Below are 15,453 nucleotides of genomic sequence, written 5' to 3'. Positions count from 1 at the left end.
TAATTTTTTGATTAATAAAAGAAGCCCCTTTTAAGGGGGCAATGAACTTTTCTAATTTATATACTGCGTTAATTTTTTTAGGAAATAATTAAAGCTGGGAGATTGATTATTGTTGATATCCATGAATTGGCAGATCTTCTTTGCCCACTCAGATTTCATAGTACCAATCTCTTGATATCCTTTGGTCTTTAATTTACCTGCACCACCGTCATATATTGCATTTGCTAAAGTTTCCCATGTCCCACAAATTGCATCATTTTTATAGCTACATAAGATAGAATCATTAGCATTTGGATACGCTTGTTTTATTGCAGATATATCTCCCAATAGCCATGCTTCTCCTTCCTCTATTGCAAAACAAATTTCTGTGTTTAGTTGCCCCTTATATTTATTAACTAATGTAGTTAATTCATGGTTAAATTTTTTTAGATTTTTGTTATCAAGATCGCAAATAATGAAAAGAACAGCTGGATAATTTTTAAATGACTTTGCGTATCCACTTACTAATCTAGGTAATTTATTTAAGAGAGCTGTAGTTTTAGCGTCTGCAATTTTTAAGCTCTTAGGAATGTGGCCTACTCCTTTATATGAGTGTATTTTAAATGTATGTTCATTATTAAGGATTTTCGGGAGCAAAATATTTAAAGCTTCTTTTCCAGAGCTATCTTCGACTAGAATTTCAAAGTGCATAATAAATTTTACTCATCTAAATATTCGCTATACCAAAGGCTACCTAGTGGTAAACCTTCTCCAACTAACTCTTTTATTAGAACTTTATCGCTAGCTCTACGTATATAGGAAAATCCGTCGGTTTGTTTTTCTAAAATCCATAGCTCCTCTGGAAGTAATGTATCTACAAGATATGGTTGATGGGTTGTTATAAATACTTGTGATCCTCCTTTTTTACCATTTGCGTGTTCTCTAAACTCCTTGGTTAAAGATTCTAGTAATTTGTGATATAAACCATTTTCTGGTTCCTCAATACATAAAAAAGGTGGAGGATTAGGATCTTCTAATAACAACATATATGCAAATATTTTTAATGTTCCATCAGACATTTGTTGAGCATAAAATGGATCCTCAAACCCTCTGTCATTAAATTTCAGTAGTAGGCGGCCATCATTAGTTTTCTCAGTTGAAATTTTTTCTATGCCAGGAATTTTTTGAGTAATTTTATTTAAGATAAGTTGAAATTTTTTAGAGTACTCTCGTTCCATATATTGAACTACATTACCAAGATTATCCCCATGAATATTTAAGTGTTGTTGTGGACCAGCTAGTGGTAGGCTACGGGCAGCATCTGGGGTGAAATAGCTTAAGTACCAACCCTCGATGAATTGACGGAAAGCTGAAATTCTTGGGTGTTGTTTTAAGGAGCCTAAAGTTGCTATCCCAAGTCTTCTTTTATCGCTTAATTCAACAACCTCTGTTTCTTTAGATTCTTCGTTGCTATCATCTAATGAATCAATCAAATCATGAACATTGAAATTTACCGAATCATCAATCTGTTTTCCTGCTTGTTCTCCAGACCAAACAACCCCTTTACCATTTTCTAGCACAAGAAAAGAAAAAGGCCATCCTTTGCTTTGTCCTTTTCTTCTTTGTCTTAGCCTTTCTCTTGACACGAATGGACGACCAGAACTGTCAATACTAAAAGCTACTTCATAAGTAATCGGACGGGCATTTCCATCTTCTTTATAATAAATTTCAAATTCTATTGGTCCCTCTTGTCCTTTTGATAATAGACGTTGATATCCTCCTCTTCCATTTCTATCACACGCTTCTTCAACTCCAAATTTTAGGCAATCCGAGAGGAATCCAAAAGCGTCAAAAATAGTACTTTTCCCAACACCATTTTTTCCTATTACGGCAGTTAGTGGAGTTAAAGGAATATTACTTCTTTGATTCCACAATTTACCTAAGGTTATGTCTTTTAATGATCTAAAGTTTTTTATGCGGAAACCATCAATTTTAGCCATATTATTAGTAGCTCCTTTCATTTATACTCAACTTAACTCTGATATTTTATATTATTTAGAGCAATTATACTCAGTTATTTTTGTATCTTACTTAACTGTAATACTTCCAACACCCCCACCAACACTTCCCAATAAGTCTGCACCGCCGAAATTTGCACTTTTTCATCCGGTGAGTGGGCGTTGCGGATAGTCGGTCCGATGGAAACCATTTCAATATGCGGATAATGTTCTTTTAATAAACCGCATTCGAGACCGGCGTGGATCACTTTGATTTCAGGTTGTTTGCCCAAAAGCTCCGCATAATGTTTGGCGGTGAGGTTGACGATGGCGGAATCATTTACCGGTTTCCAGCCGGGATAAGGGGCGGAGAATTCGACTTTTGCACCGGCTAAGATTGCGGAGGAGTTGAGGAGTTCCGTCACGTAATCTTTGCCGCTTTCAATTAATGAACGCACTAAGATTGTGCCTGTTACTTTATCATTTTCGGTTGTTAACACACCTATGCTCAATGAGCTTTCCACTACGTTTTTAATCACATCACTATTGCGAATAACGCCATTTGGTAAAGCGTTGAGAAGATGAATCACGCTTTGTGTGCTTTCGGCTGTGAAAACTTTTTCCGCTTTTTTTGAGGTTTCAATAGAAAGGGTTAAATTTGGTTCGGCAATGGCTAGTTCTTCTTTGAGTAAAACTTCCAAATTTTTGACCGCACTTTCAAGGGATTTTACTTCACCATTAAAGGCGAGTACGGCTGCCGCTTCTCGAGGAATTGCATTACGAATTGAACCGCCGCGGATTTCGGCAAGCTGAAAGTGCGGTTGATTTTGCGAAAGTTTTGCCAATACTCGGGCAAGTACTTTAATCGCGTTGGCTCTGCCGGTATGAATATCACAACCGGAATGCCCGCCACGTAAACCTTTTAAAGTAAGTTGAAGGCAATGCTCAAAGGTATTGGTTTCGCGTTGAATCGGCATTTCCAAATTGGCGTTAATGCCGCCGGCGCAACCGATGTAAATCTCACCGATTTCTTCCGTATCCGTATTAATAAGAATTTCGGATTGTAACCAGTTACTGCGGAGATTTAACGCACCGTCCATACCGGTTTCTTCCGTCATCGTCAGCAAGACTTCAAGAGGTGGGTGTGCAATATCGTTACTTTCTAACACGGCAAGGGTTGAAGCCAAACCGATTCCATTGTCCGCCCCTAATGTTGTGCCTTGCGCTTTCACCCAATCGCCGTCAATGTAAGGGCGAATCGGATCTTTGGTGAAATCGTGCGGATTGCCTTCGTTTGCTTGTGGCACCATATCCAAATGCGCTTGGAGTGCAACCGGTGTGCGATTTTCCATACCCGGCGTGGCAGGTTTACGAATCAGCACATTGCCGGCTTCATCACGTTCCACAAAAAATTGTTTTTCTTTTGCCCAATTTACAATGAAGTTAGCCAACGTATCTTCATAATGAGAAGGGTGGGGGATTGCACAAATTTGATCAAACCATTTCCATAATAATTGCGGTTGTAATGTGGTAATTTCAGACATATTCTCTCCTTTTTTTGAAAAATTTCACGAAATAATAGCATAAAACCCCGTTTCAGGTTATCCTTATGCATTTTTTATTTACTGACAAATTGTAAGGTTTAACTATGAGCGAAAAATATGTGGTGACTTGGGATATGTTTCAAATGCATGCCCGTAAATTATCAGAACGTTTACTTCCCGCCTCTCAATGGAAAGGCATTATTGCGGTAAGCCGCGGCGGTTTATTTCCGGCAGCCGTATTGGCACGTGAATTGAGCATTCGTCATGTAGAAACCGTTTGTATCGCCAGCTATCATGATCACACCAGTCAAGGCGAACTTCAGGTTTTACATGCAGCCGAAGTGCCAAATGGCGGTGAAGGTTTTATCGTTGTTGATGATTTAGTGGATACCGGCAATACGGCACGTGCGATTCGTGAAATGTATCCGAATGCAAAATTCGTCACCGTTTTCGCCAAACCGGCAGGTGCGGAATTGGTGGACGATTATGTGATCGACATTCCGCAAAACACTTGGATTGAACAACCTTGGGATTTGGGTTTAATGTTCGTTCCACCTCTCGCAAGAAAATAATATAACGAATTAATGCCAGTATGATGTAACACTTGCACAAAGTAGGATGCCGTTAGGCAAAGCCGTAACGCACCATAATGAAATTTATTGATGAATTGACAGAAAGGTGCGTTACACCTATGGCTAACGCACCCTTGTATATTAAAACTCTGATAAACTCGCAACAAACAACACAATGTTATCCACAGCTTGGTGCACCCTAGAGTAAAAACTCGTTTCGTAGCGTAGGCGTGGATAACCATCATCAGGAAAACCGAACAGTTGACTATGTTGAACTTCAAACCCGAATACAAGGCAGGTTAATGATGAACACTATCCCTCTTTATTGTGGCATTGATGTGGCTAAAAAATCCCTTGTCATTGGACTTTCCAATCACAAGAAAACCAAAACGGAAACCAATAATCACAAAGGCATTGCCCATTTATTGGATTATCTGAGCCGTTTTGATATTGCATTGGTGACACTTGAAGCAACCGGTGGTTTAGAAATCCCCGTGGCTAAAGCCCTCGCGCGAGCAGGTTATCGGGTATTGGTTGCCAATCCGCAAAAAGCCGCACAATATGCCCGTTCGCAAAGTACGGCGAAAACCGATGCCAAGGATGCGATTAACCTCGCTTTTTACGGTCAAAACCTTGATATCAAAGGCGAAGCGGAGAAATTACTTTACACCCCGCTCACCGAAGCGGAAGAACGGCTTGAAGCCCTTGTGGTACGCCGCCGTCAGCTTGTCGATATGCGGGTTGCGGAATTGAATCGCTTACAGCAAAGCCACGAAACACAGCAGAAAAATATTTCACAACATATTGAAATGTTGGACAAAATGATTGCCGAACTCGACCAAGATATTGACGATAATACTCGACATTTTAAGGATAAAGCCGAACTTATCACTGACATCAAAGGCGTAGGCAAAAACTGTGTAGCCGTCTTGATGTCCCAATTGCCCGAGCTTGGTAAATTGTCCTCAAAACGCATTGCTTCGCTCGTTGGCGTGATACCCCATGTCAGAGAAAGCGGACAATGGAAAGGAAAATCTTTTTGCCAAGGAGGTCGTGCGATAGTACGCAATGCCTTATATATGGCGGCGTTATCCGCCGTACGGCACGAACCCGTATTTAAAGCTTTTTACAACCGATTAGTTGCACGAGGTAAAGCCAAAAAGTTGGCTCTCACGGCTTGTATGCGTAAGTTGTTGACCATTATGAATGCGTTGGTTAAACGTCATGAAAAATGGGATGCGTCTTATCATTTGTCCACTGTTAAGGTGGATTAAACAAGGTCTAATTTTTTATGTTAGACACAGTTGCTACTCCTGATAAATATTGGATATAAAATTTCCTTTGTGTAACTGCTACATAATACCGAGTAATTCCATAAGTGCGGTGATTTTTCACCGCATTTTTGTTTGATTGAGCTGCGAAAAAAATACCATTAAAATACGGCGTTATACAGCAGTTGCACAAGTCACTGTAGGGTGCTGTTAGGCGAAGCCGTAACGCACCAATGAATATTAGATATAAAGTTTTCTTTGTGCGATGAATACATAATAGCGTTTAATTCACTATCGATCGCACTTTAATCTTTAAACAGTAAGGATTTCAAATGACCACACCTCGTTTTGTTCACCTTCGCACACACAGTGATTTCTCTATGATCGATGGGATCGCCAAAGTGAAACCATTGGTAAAGGCTTGTGCGGCAAATAATATGGTGGCGATGGCGTTGACGGATTTCACCAACTTTTGCGGCGTGGTACGCTTTTATGGTGAAACCCTTTCCGCCGGTATTAAGCCGATTATCGGTGCGGATGTGCGGGTGTGCAGTGCGTTATGCGGTGATGAATTGTTTGAACTGACCTTGTTGGCAAAAAATAATGTCGGTTATAAGAACATCACTTTATTGCTATCGAAAGCTTATCAGCGGGGGTACGAGGATTTGCCTTATATCGATCAGGATTGGCTGATTGATCATCGTGAAGGGGTCATTATTTTATCCGGTGGAACAAAAGGCGATGTAGGCAAAAAATTGTTGAAAGAAAATGCCGCAGAGACGGAAAGTGCGGTCAAATTTTATCAAGAATTTTTTCCCGATCATTTTTATCTTGCCTTAACACGCACCGGCAAGCCTGACGAAGAACGTTACATCAAAGCAGCCTGCCATCTTGCAGAAGAAAAAGGTTTACCTTTGGTGGCAACTAATGATGTTGTATTTTTAAAAGCGGACGATGCGGAAGCACACGAAATCCGTGTAGCGATTCACGACGGTTATACTTTAGATGATCCGAAACGTCCGAAACTTTACACCGCACAGCAATATTTCCGCAGTGAAGACGAAATGTGTGCACTGTTTGCGGATATTCCTTCCGCCCTTGAAAATACCTTATTGATCGCCCAACGCTGTAGCGTAACATTACGCCTTGGAGAATATTTTTTACCGCAATTTCCAACGGGAGAATTAAGTACCGAAGAATACTTGATAAAGAAATCCAAAGAAGGGTTAGAAGAACGTTTGGTGTTTTTATTTCCTGATGAAAAAGTGCGGTCGGAAAGACGCGGGGAATATGATCAACGTTTACAAGTTGAATTGGATGTTATTAACCAAATGGGCTTCCCCGGATATTTTTTGATCGTGATGGAGTTTATTCAGTGGTCGAAAGATAACGATATTCCCGTGGGACCGGGGCGTGGTTCGGGAGCGGGATCACTCGTGGCGTATGCTTTGAAAATTACCGATCTTGATCCGTTAGAATTTGACTTGCTTTTTGAACGTTTCTTAAATCCTGAACGGGTTTCGATGCCCGATTTTGACGTGGATTTTTGTATGGACGGGCGCGATCGCGTAATTGAACACGTGGCGGACACCTATGGTCGTGGGGCGGTATCGCAAATTATTACTTTCGGTACGATGGCGGCGAAAGCGGTGATTCGGGATGTTGGGCGTGTACTGGGACATCCTTACGGCTTTGTTGATCGCATTTCAAAACTCGTTCCTCCTGATCCGGGAATGACTCTTGCTAAGGCTTTCGAAGCAGAACCGCAGTTGCAAACGGCTTATGACAGTGATGAAGAGGTGCAAGCACTTATCGATATGGCGCGTAAACTGGAAGGGGTAACGCGAAATGCCGGTAAACACGCCGGTGGTGTAGTGATTTCGCCGACACTCATTACGGATTTTGCGCCGCTTTATTGTGATAGCGAAGGCTTACATCCCGTCACCCATTTCGATAAAAACGATGTGGAGTATGCCGGCTTGGTAAAATTCGATTTCCTTGGGTTACGCACGCTTACTATCATTAAATGGGCGTTGGATATGATCAATGCGCGTATGGTGCGTGAAGGCAAACCGATGGTCGATATTGCTTCTATTCCATTGGACGATCAGCCGTCTTTTGATTTATTAAAACGTGCCGAAACGACAGCCGTCTTCCAGTTGGAATCGCGCGGTATGAAAGATTTGATTAAACGCCTTCAACCGGACTGTTTTGAGGATATTATCGCATTGGTCGCGTTATTCCGCCCGGGGCCGTTACAATCCGGTATGGTGGATAATTTCATTGATCGTAAACACGGACGTGAAGAGGTTTCCTACCCCGATGCCAATTATCAACACGAAAGCCTAAAACCGATTTTAGAACCGACTTACGGCATTATTTTGTATCAAGAGCAAGTAATGCAAATTGCACAGGTACTTGCCGGTTATACTTTGGGTGGCGCTGATTTATTACGCCGTGCAATGGGTAAGAAAAAACCGGAAGAAATGGCAAAACAGCGTTCCGTATTTGAGAAAGGAGCGATCAAAAACGGTATTGACGGTGAGCTTTCCATGAAGATTTTCGACTTGGTGGAAAAATTTGCCGGTTACGGTTTCAATAAATCCCATTCTGCCGCTTATGCCTTGGTATCTTATCAAACCCTATGGTTGAAAACCCACTTCCCGGCGGAATTTATGGCGGCAGTAATGACATCGGAAATGGATAACACCGATAAAATCGTTGGCTTGTATGACGAATGTTTACGTATGGGATTGAAAGTTACGCCACCGGATATTAACGTGGGGAAACATCATTTTAGTGTAAACGAAAATGGTGAAATCGTTTATGGGATCGGTGCGATTAAAGGCGTGGGAGAGGGCCCGATTGAAGCATTGGTTAGTGCGCGTAATGAGGGTGGATTTTTTAAAGATTTATTTGATTTATGTGCGCGAGTAGATCTGAAAAAAATCAATCGCCGAACCTTTGAGAGCCTGATTATGTCGGGGGCATTTGATAAACTCGGACCGCACCGTGCCGCCCTTGCCAAGAATTTGGAAGATGCACTCAAAGCATCGGATCAACACGCCAAAGATGAAGCCATGGGACAATCGGATATGTTCGGCGTGCTGACCGAATCTCACGAAGAGGTGGAAAACGCCTATGCGAACACGCCGGCTTATACGGAAAAACAAATTTTAGATGGCGAGCGCGAAACCTTAGGGCTTTATCTGAGTAGCCATCCGGTAAGTCGTTATTTAAAAGAGCTTTCTCACTACAGTTCAACCCGATTAAAAGAACTTGTGCCGAATCGCCGCGGGCAAACTAGTACGGCAGCGGGGCTTATTGTGTCTTCGCGTATTGCGATGACCAAAAAAGGAAATCGGCTTGGTATTGCCACTTTGGATGATCGCTCCGGACGTTTGGATATTACTTTGTTTGGCGAAAGTTTAGAGCAATTTGGCGAAAAGTTGCAGAAAGACACTATTGTCGTGGTTTCAGGGCAAGTCAGTGAGGATGATTTTTCCGGCGGTTTGAAAATGACGGTACGCGATATGATGACCTTAGACGAAGCTCGCTCACGTTATGCCAAATCGCTTGCACTTAGCCTTTCCGATGAACAAATTACACCAATATTTATCAAGCAATTAAAGGATATGCTTGCGCCGGCTAGTGGTGGCACATTACCCATCAATGTGTATTATCAAAGTCCGAAAGGCAGAGCATTATTGCGTCTTGGCGTTCAATGGTCGATTACACCAACAGATGATATTCTCACTGAATTGGTGAATATGCTGGGGGAAAGTGCGGTTGAATTGGAGTTCGGATAATAATTTAAATACTAAATTATAAGAAAATAGGATTTTAATTGGATTATGTGGAATTAAGTGGTCGAAAAAGATAAAAGGGCTTTTTTGGAAATTGCCCTTTTTTATTGGGTGAAATTTGGAAGGGGTAAAATTAGAAAAAGATAAAAATGGGGAGGTTTTACCCGAGTGTTACTATCGTTTTAACATCATAAAACGATTTTCTTAACTTTAAACTATAACAAAACTTACTTTTAAGTTTTTTCTTGCTTTTTAATAAATGAGAATTATAATCATTTACTTTTTTATTGCATTAGAAGGAGATTATTATGAAGAACATACAAAAAACAATACATTATTCCACTCTGCTTGCCCTGTTGCTGTTTAATTTTGCCTCTGCGGAAGATGAAAAACCTTTGCAGCTTGAGCAGATTAATGTTGAAGCGAAAAACACGGAAACATCAAATTATAAGATTTTTAAACAACCTACCGCATCAAGTAGTAAAGAACAGGTTTATAAATCTACAACAACTATTGATGAAACCATAAGAAGTATGCCCGGCGCATTTACTCAGCAGGATAAAAGTTCGGGTATCGTATCTTTGAATATTCGTGGTGACAGTGGTTTTGGACGAGTTAATTCAATGGTTGATGGCGTCGCTCAAACTTTTTATGCCTCTGCAACGGATGGTAATAATCGTTCCGGAGGATCATCACAATTCGGTGCGGTATTGGATCCCAATTTTATTGCCGGGATTGATTTGACTAAAGGTACTTTTGATGGCAAAAGTGGTGGAAATTCCCTTAGTGGTTCAGCTAATTTTCGCACTTTAGGGGTAAATGATGTCGTAAAAGTCGGTGATAAATTCGGTATCTTGACAAAAGGTACTATTGGAAATAATCAGTCGAAATATGACTATATGGCAACGGCGGCTTACCGGCAGGAGCTTAATAATGGAGGCTATTTAGGCATTCTTTATGGTGCAAGTAAACGTGAGGTTTCACAGAATTATAAAGTCGGAGGAGGAAAAAGAATTACTGAACTTGGGGTAGATATTTTAAATCGGCTTAAACGTGAAGATTTTCTTTTTGGAGGGTTAAAAGAAACCCCTGACGGTAGATGGGTTGATACGCCTGAAGAAGAGACTAAATGTTTAAGAAAATGGGGTAAAAGCTGCGGGGAACGTGCCGAAGACGTATGGAACGAAACGAGCGGACAATATGACACCACCCCCTTTGATGCGAATGCGTTACGCCAGAAATCACAAAGCCATTTAGCAAAAATTGAATACGTGGATAATTATAATATTCTTAATTTACAGTACCGCATATTTAATAATATGATTGCAGGAAGAAAAATTGAGAATAAAACATATCAACTTAATTATAATTTTTCCTCCGGTGATCTCATTGATTTAAGTCTATTATATTCCCATAATTCCGGCAAACAAAAATACCCTAAAGGGAGTTTATTTTCAGGTAAAGAGGTAAAGGAATATTTACAGGCAAATAATACATCCGATACTTTAGATATAAATAACCATTTTTCATTCTTCCTGCCTAAGAATACAAAGTATGATTTAACTTTGGGAGCAAATTTATTTATAAATAAATACAGTAAAAACCGTTTTCCGGAAGAGTTTGGATTATTTTATGGTCAAAGTTTTTTTGGACCTAAAGATATTTTACCAAGAACTTCTTCTATTTTTCAGCCGTCAGGAAAACAAAAATTCACAACTTTCTATATAGATAATCGTTTTACAAAAGATATTTTCAATTTGAATTATAGTGTTAATTTTGTAGATTATCGATTTAATGGAGAATATGCAGGCTACTTTAGTGAGTATAAAGATTATATAAAACATTACTCTCAAGATGAAATTTTGAGAAGATTCTGCAATAAAGACGAAGATCTTGAGGGAGAAAATGGTTATGCTTGCGAATTACATGAACCGATTATGAAAAAGGGCGGTAAACGAAATGCTATCAATCATTCTTTGGCGTTGAATGTCGATATTCATGAATTATTTAATCCCTTTATCAGTTATTCTAAAACGCACAGAATGCCAAATATTCAAGAAATGTATTTTTCTCAAATAGGTAATGTCGGCGTAAATACCAACTTAAAACCTGAACAAGCACAAACGTATCAAATCGGTTTCAATAGTGCAAAAGAAGGGGTTATTTCCGATAATGATAGACTTGGTCTAAAGTTAGTCTTTTACCGTAGCAAAATTAAAAATTATATCCATAATGTGTATAGTTTTTGGGGAGGAGAGCAACCGGAATGGTCTCATTTAAACGGTTATCTTTATACGGTGCATTTTCAAAATTATCGTTTTCCGGTAAGAAAGAAAGGGTTGGAGTTAGAGCTAAGTTACGATAATGGTCGATTCTTTACAAATTTATCCTATGCTTATCAGAAAAGCAACCAGCCGACTAATTTCAGTGATGCAGGTCCGGACAATATCGACAATGAGGATTTAGAGCAAATTTATGGTCTAAGTAAAATTTCTACTTTACCGAGAGACTATGGCAGATTGGAATTAGGCACACGTTGGTTTGATCAAAGATTAACTTTGGCAACTGTCGCCCGCTATTACGGAAAAAGTAAACGGGCAACGCTAGAACATGATTACATTTATGGGATGGATCATCTGCACGGTATTAATAATGTAAGAACCAAGAAAACGGAAGAAATTGCTAAACAACCTATAATCTTTGATTTTTATGTTAGTTATGAGCCTATAAAAGATCTTATTATCAAAGCAGAACTGATAAATGCATTTGATAAACGTTATATTGATCCTCTAGATAGTAGTAATGATGCAGCAAGCCAACGCTATTATCTAATGGAATTGGGTGATCTGGCCGTAATGAATAATTTTGCTCGAGGCCGTACTGCAAAAATTAGTTTAAGCTACCAATTCTAATAAAATATTAAAAGCCACATTCCTTTCATTAAACACAGCCCCGTATAATCAAATAATCGAGGCTGTGTTTATATAGGGGGAAAGTCAATTTGTTGTTATAACTAATATGACTTATTTGAATTTTTGAGATGACTTATTCCCGTAATAGTTGTCGATGTCTGAACGAGTAGGATTTTTTGGTGAGATTTCACTTCCTGTGCTACAATCCCGCCACAATTTGTAATTAAAAATAAGAGAAATTATGACCGCACTTAATGTATTAATTTATCCTGAAGAGCATTTAAAAGTAGTTTGTGAGCCTGTTGCCGAAGTAAATGATGATATTCGTCAAATTATAGATGATATGTTCGATACGATGTATCAGCAAGAAGGCATCGGTTTAGCTGCACCGCAAGTGGATATTTTACAACGCATTATTACCATTGATATTGAAGGTGATAAACAAAATCAGCTGGTACTTATTAATCCGGAAATTTTGGCTTCTGAGGGGGAAACCGGTATTGAAGAGGGCTGTTTGTCTATCCCGGGCTTTCGTGCTTTGGTACCACGTAAAGAAAAGGTGACGGTGAAAGCATTAGATCGTGAAGGTAAAGAATTTACTCTAAACGCTGACGGTTTGCTCGCAATCTGTATTCAGCACGAAATCGATCACTTAAACGGCATTTTATTTATAGATTATCTTTCCCCGCTCAAACGCCAACGTATTAAAGAAAAATTGGTGAAATATAAAAAACAGATTGCAAAACAGTAAGTGATTTACGCGATATTATGTAGCTGTTGCACAAATCCTTGTAGGACCCTGTTAGGCGAAACCGTAACGCACCGTAATGAAATTTATTGATGAATTGACAGAAAGGTGCGTTACGTCTATGGCTAACACACCTTACCCAAATAAATATTGGATAATATTATTTTCTTTGTGCGACAGATACATAATAATGTGCTTTTTCCAGTCCGTGTAATGCGTCCAACTGAGGAAATATTCACGGTACTAAGGTGCAAAGTGCGGTTAATTTCGACCGCACTTTTCCTCTTTTTAACCATAACGCAGAACATGATGAAACCACTCAATATTATCTTTGCCGGTACGCCGGATTTTGCAGCAAAACATTTACAAGCCTTACTAGATTCCGAACATAAAGTGATTGCCGTTTACACGCAACCGGATAAGCCGGCGGGGCGGGGCAAAAAATTACAAGTCGGTCCGGTAAAACAGCTTGCTAGCGTGCACAATATTCCGATCTATCAACCAAAATCTTTACGCAAGGAAGAGGCTCAAGCCGAATTGAAAGCACTTAATGCTGATGTGATGGTGGTAGTGGCTTATGGGTTAATTTTGCCAAAAGTCGTATTGGATACCCCTCGTTTAGGTTGTTTAAACGTACATGGCTCTATTTTACCGCGTTGGCGTGGTGCTGCGCCGATTCAACGGGCAATTTGGGCTGGTGACAAGCAAACCGGCGTTACTATTATGCAAATGGACGAAGGCTTAGACACAGGTGATATGCTACATAAAGTGTATTGTGATATTTTGTCGCAAGAAACCTCTGCCGATCTTTATCAAAAATTGGCAGAAATTGCGCCGCCTGCACTCATCGAAGTGTTAAACGGTTTAGAAAACGGCAAATTCTTAGCTGAAAAACAAGATAACAGCCAAAGTAATTACGCAGAAAAACTTTCTAAAGAGGAAGCAAAATTAAATTGGTCACTTTCTGCAGCACAACTTGAACGCAATATTCGCGCCTTCAATCCTTGGCCGATCGCTTATTTCAACACGGAAGACAAAGACGGCAATAGCCAAACCTTGAAGGTGTATCAAGCGGAAGTATTGCCTCATCAAGATAAACCGGTAGGTACGATTTTACGTGCAGATAAAAGCGGTATTCAAATTGCAACGGCAGAAGGCGTGTTGAATTTGCAACAACTGCAACCGGCAGGCAAAAAGCCGATGTCGGCGCAGGATTTACTTAATGGTCGTGCCGAATGGTTTCAAATCGGTAAGGTGCTGGCTTAATGAAAAATCGACGTTCGCCTAAAAAAACGATAGCAAAAACACCGTCAAAATCGACCGCACTTTCAACCAGAGCAATGGCTGCGCAAGTGATTTTGCAAGTGTTAGACGAAGGAAAATCACTTTCATCGCTGATTCCGGAAATACAATCTTGCGTGAAAGCGCAAGATTTACCATTATTGCAGGAAATTTGTTTTGGTGTTTGCCGTGTATTGCCGCGTTTGGAGCAGATTATCAAACGCCTTGTGGATAAACCGCTCAAAGGAAAAACGCGAATCGTGCATTGCTTGTTGCTGGTGGGATTGTATCAACTACTGTATATGCGTGTGCCGCCACATGCCGCGGTAGATGAAGTGGTGAATGCGGTTAAACCTTTAAAAGTAGATAGTTTCCGTGGGCTGGTAAATGGCGTGTTGCGCCGTTTTTTGCGTGAACAAGAAGAAATTTTGGCGCTGGTGGATAAACATTGGCAAACACTTCATCCGGAATGGCTTGTCAATAAATTGAAAAAAGCCTACCCGAATTGGCGCGACATTATCAATGCCAACAATCAAAAACCACCCATGTGGTTACGTGTTAATTCTCAAAAAAACAGCACGGAAAACTACCGCACTTTATTGACAAATATGGCGATTTCCGCAGAAAGTAGCGCCTCTCTCAATGCGCTTCGTTTAACTTCACCGATTGCCGTACAAAAATTACCGCAATTTATGGAAGGGGCGGTAACGGTGCAGGATTTGAATGCCCAATGGGCTGCAACCTTACTTGAACCGCAAAACGGAGAATGGATTTTAGATGCTTGTGCCGCACCGGGTGGCAAAACCACTCATATTTTAGAACTTGCACCGCAAGCTAAGGTGATCGCTTTGGATGTGGAAGCGCATCGCTTAAAAAGGGTGGAAGAAAATCTTGATCGTTTAAATCAACAGGCTATTGTTGTGTGTGGAGATGCAAGCCAACCGGATGAATGGCTGGCTGAGATCGGGCAAAGTGCGGTGAAATTTGACCGCATTTTATTAGATGCGCCTTGTTCAGCCACCGGGGTGATTCGCCGTCATCCCGATATTAAATGGCTTCGCCAAGAAACGGATATTGTCCAACTTGCCGAATTACAAAAGAAAATTCTAAAAGCACTGTGGGCAAAATTGAAACCAAACGGTATTTTACTTTACGCCACTTGCTCCGTATTGCCGGATGAAAATCTTGACCAAATCAATACTTTTTTGACTGAACAAGAAGATGCGGAGTTATTGCCGTTACCCTTTACTGATGATAAAAGTGCGGTTGGTTTTCAGTTTATTCCGCAAGAAAACGGTGGAGATGGGTTTTATTATGCAAAACTGCGTAAGCGTACCTAAAGG

General features: G+C 40.3%; 10 protein-coding genes. 7 read left to right on the top strand and 3 right to left on the bottom strand.

The window, feature by feature from the left end:
- Positions 1 to 51 precede the first annotated feature (51 nt).
- From HEMROJRC1_RS04580 to HEMROJRC1_RS04570, 3 genes are all read right to left on the bottom strand, one after another.
- Positions 52 to 690: a DUF4276 family protein gene (locus HEMROJRC1_RS04580; protein ID WP_226691834.1), complete on the bottom strand. Its 639-nt coding sequence runs from the start codon at positions 688 to 690 to the stop codon at positions 52 to 54.
- A gap of 8 nt (positions 691 to 698) precedes the next feature.
- Positions 699 to 1,979 (bottom strand): AAA family ATPase, encoded by a 1,281-nt coding sequence (locus HEMROJRC1_RS04575; protein ID WP_226691833.1) that lies wholly within the window; start codon positions 1,977 to 1,979, stop codon positions 699 to 701.
- 74 nt (positions 1,980 to 2,053) lie between these two features.
- The gene (locus HEMROJRC1_RS04570) at positions 2,054 to 3,520 is read right to left on the bottom strand and encodes an aminoacyl-histidine dipeptidase (protein WP_226691832.1); all 1,467 of its coding nucleotides are present in this window, start codon (positions 3,518 to 3,520) and stop codon (positions 2,054 to 2,056) included.
- 104 nt (positions 3,521 to 3,624) lie between these two features.
- Here HEMROJRC1_RS04570 and gpt point away from each other — a divergent pair, with 104 nt between their 5' ends.
- The 7 genes from gpt (at position 3,625) to rsmB (ending at position 15,450) form a co-directional block, all read left to right on the top strand.
- A complete protein-coding gene (gene gpt / locus HEMROJRC1_RS04565) occupies positions 3,625 to 4,092 on the top strand; it encodes a xanthine phosphoribosyltransferase (RefSeq protein WP_226691831.1) in 468 nt (155 codons plus the stop codon).
- Positions 4,093 to 4,397: 305 nt separating this feature from the next.
- Complete coding sequence (locus tag HEMROJRC1_RS04560) at positions 4,398 to 5,366, top strand: transposase (RefSeq protein ID WP_226692929.1); 969 nt, start codon at positions 4,398 to 4,400, stop codon at positions 5,364 to 5,366.
- 329 nt (positions 5,367 to 5,695) lie between these two features.
- Complete coding sequence (gene dnaE / locus HEMROJRC1_RS04555; RefSeq protein WP_226691830.1) at positions 5,696 to 9,172, top strand: DNA polymerase III subunit alpha; 3,477 nt, start codon at positions 5,696 to 5,698, stop codon at positions 9,170 to 9,172.
- A gap of 305 nt (positions 9,173 to 9,477) precedes the next feature.
- Complete coding sequence (locus HEMROJRC1_RS04550) at positions 9,478 to 12,081, top strand: TonB-dependent receptor domain-containing protein (RefSeq protein ID WP_226691829.1); 2,604 nt, start codon at positions 9,478 to 9,480, stop codon at positions 12,079 to 12,081.
- Positions 12,082 to 12,322: 241 nt separating this feature from the next.
- Complete coding sequence (gene def, locus HEMROJRC1_RS04545) at positions 12,323 to 12,832, top strand: peptide deformylase (protein ID WP_226691828.1); 510 nt, start codon at positions 12,323 to 12,325, stop codon at positions 12,830 to 12,832.
- Positions 12,833 to 13,138: 306 nt separating this feature from the next.
- The gene (fmt, locus tag HEMROJRC1_RS04540) at positions 13,139 to 14,095 is read left to right on the top strand and encodes a methionyl-tRNA formyltransferase (protein WP_226692928.1); all 957 of its coding nucleotides are present in this window, start codon (positions 13,139 to 13,141) and stop codon (positions 14,093 to 14,095) included.
- Positions 14,095 to 15,450 (top strand): 16S rRNA (cytosine(967)-C(5))-methyltransferase RsmB, encoded by a 1,356-nt coding sequence (rsmB, locus tag HEMROJRC1_RS04535; RefSeq protein WP_226691827.1) that lies wholly within the window; start codon positions 14,095 to 14,097, stop codon positions 15,448 to 15,450. The genes fmt and rsmB overlap by 1 nt, the downstream gene beginning before the upstream one ends.
- The last annotated feature ends 3 nt before the right edge of the window (positions 15,451 to 15,453 follow it).

The sequence above is a fragment of the Rodentibacter sp. JRC1 genome (assembly GCF_020521555.1).
GTDB lineage: Bacteria > Pseudomonadota > Gammaproteobacteria > Enterobacterales > Pasteurellaceae > Rodentibacter > Rodentibacter abscessus.
The sequence above is the reverse complement of the archived record's forward strand: the minus strand, read 5'-3'. Positions and strand labels throughout refer to the sequence as shown.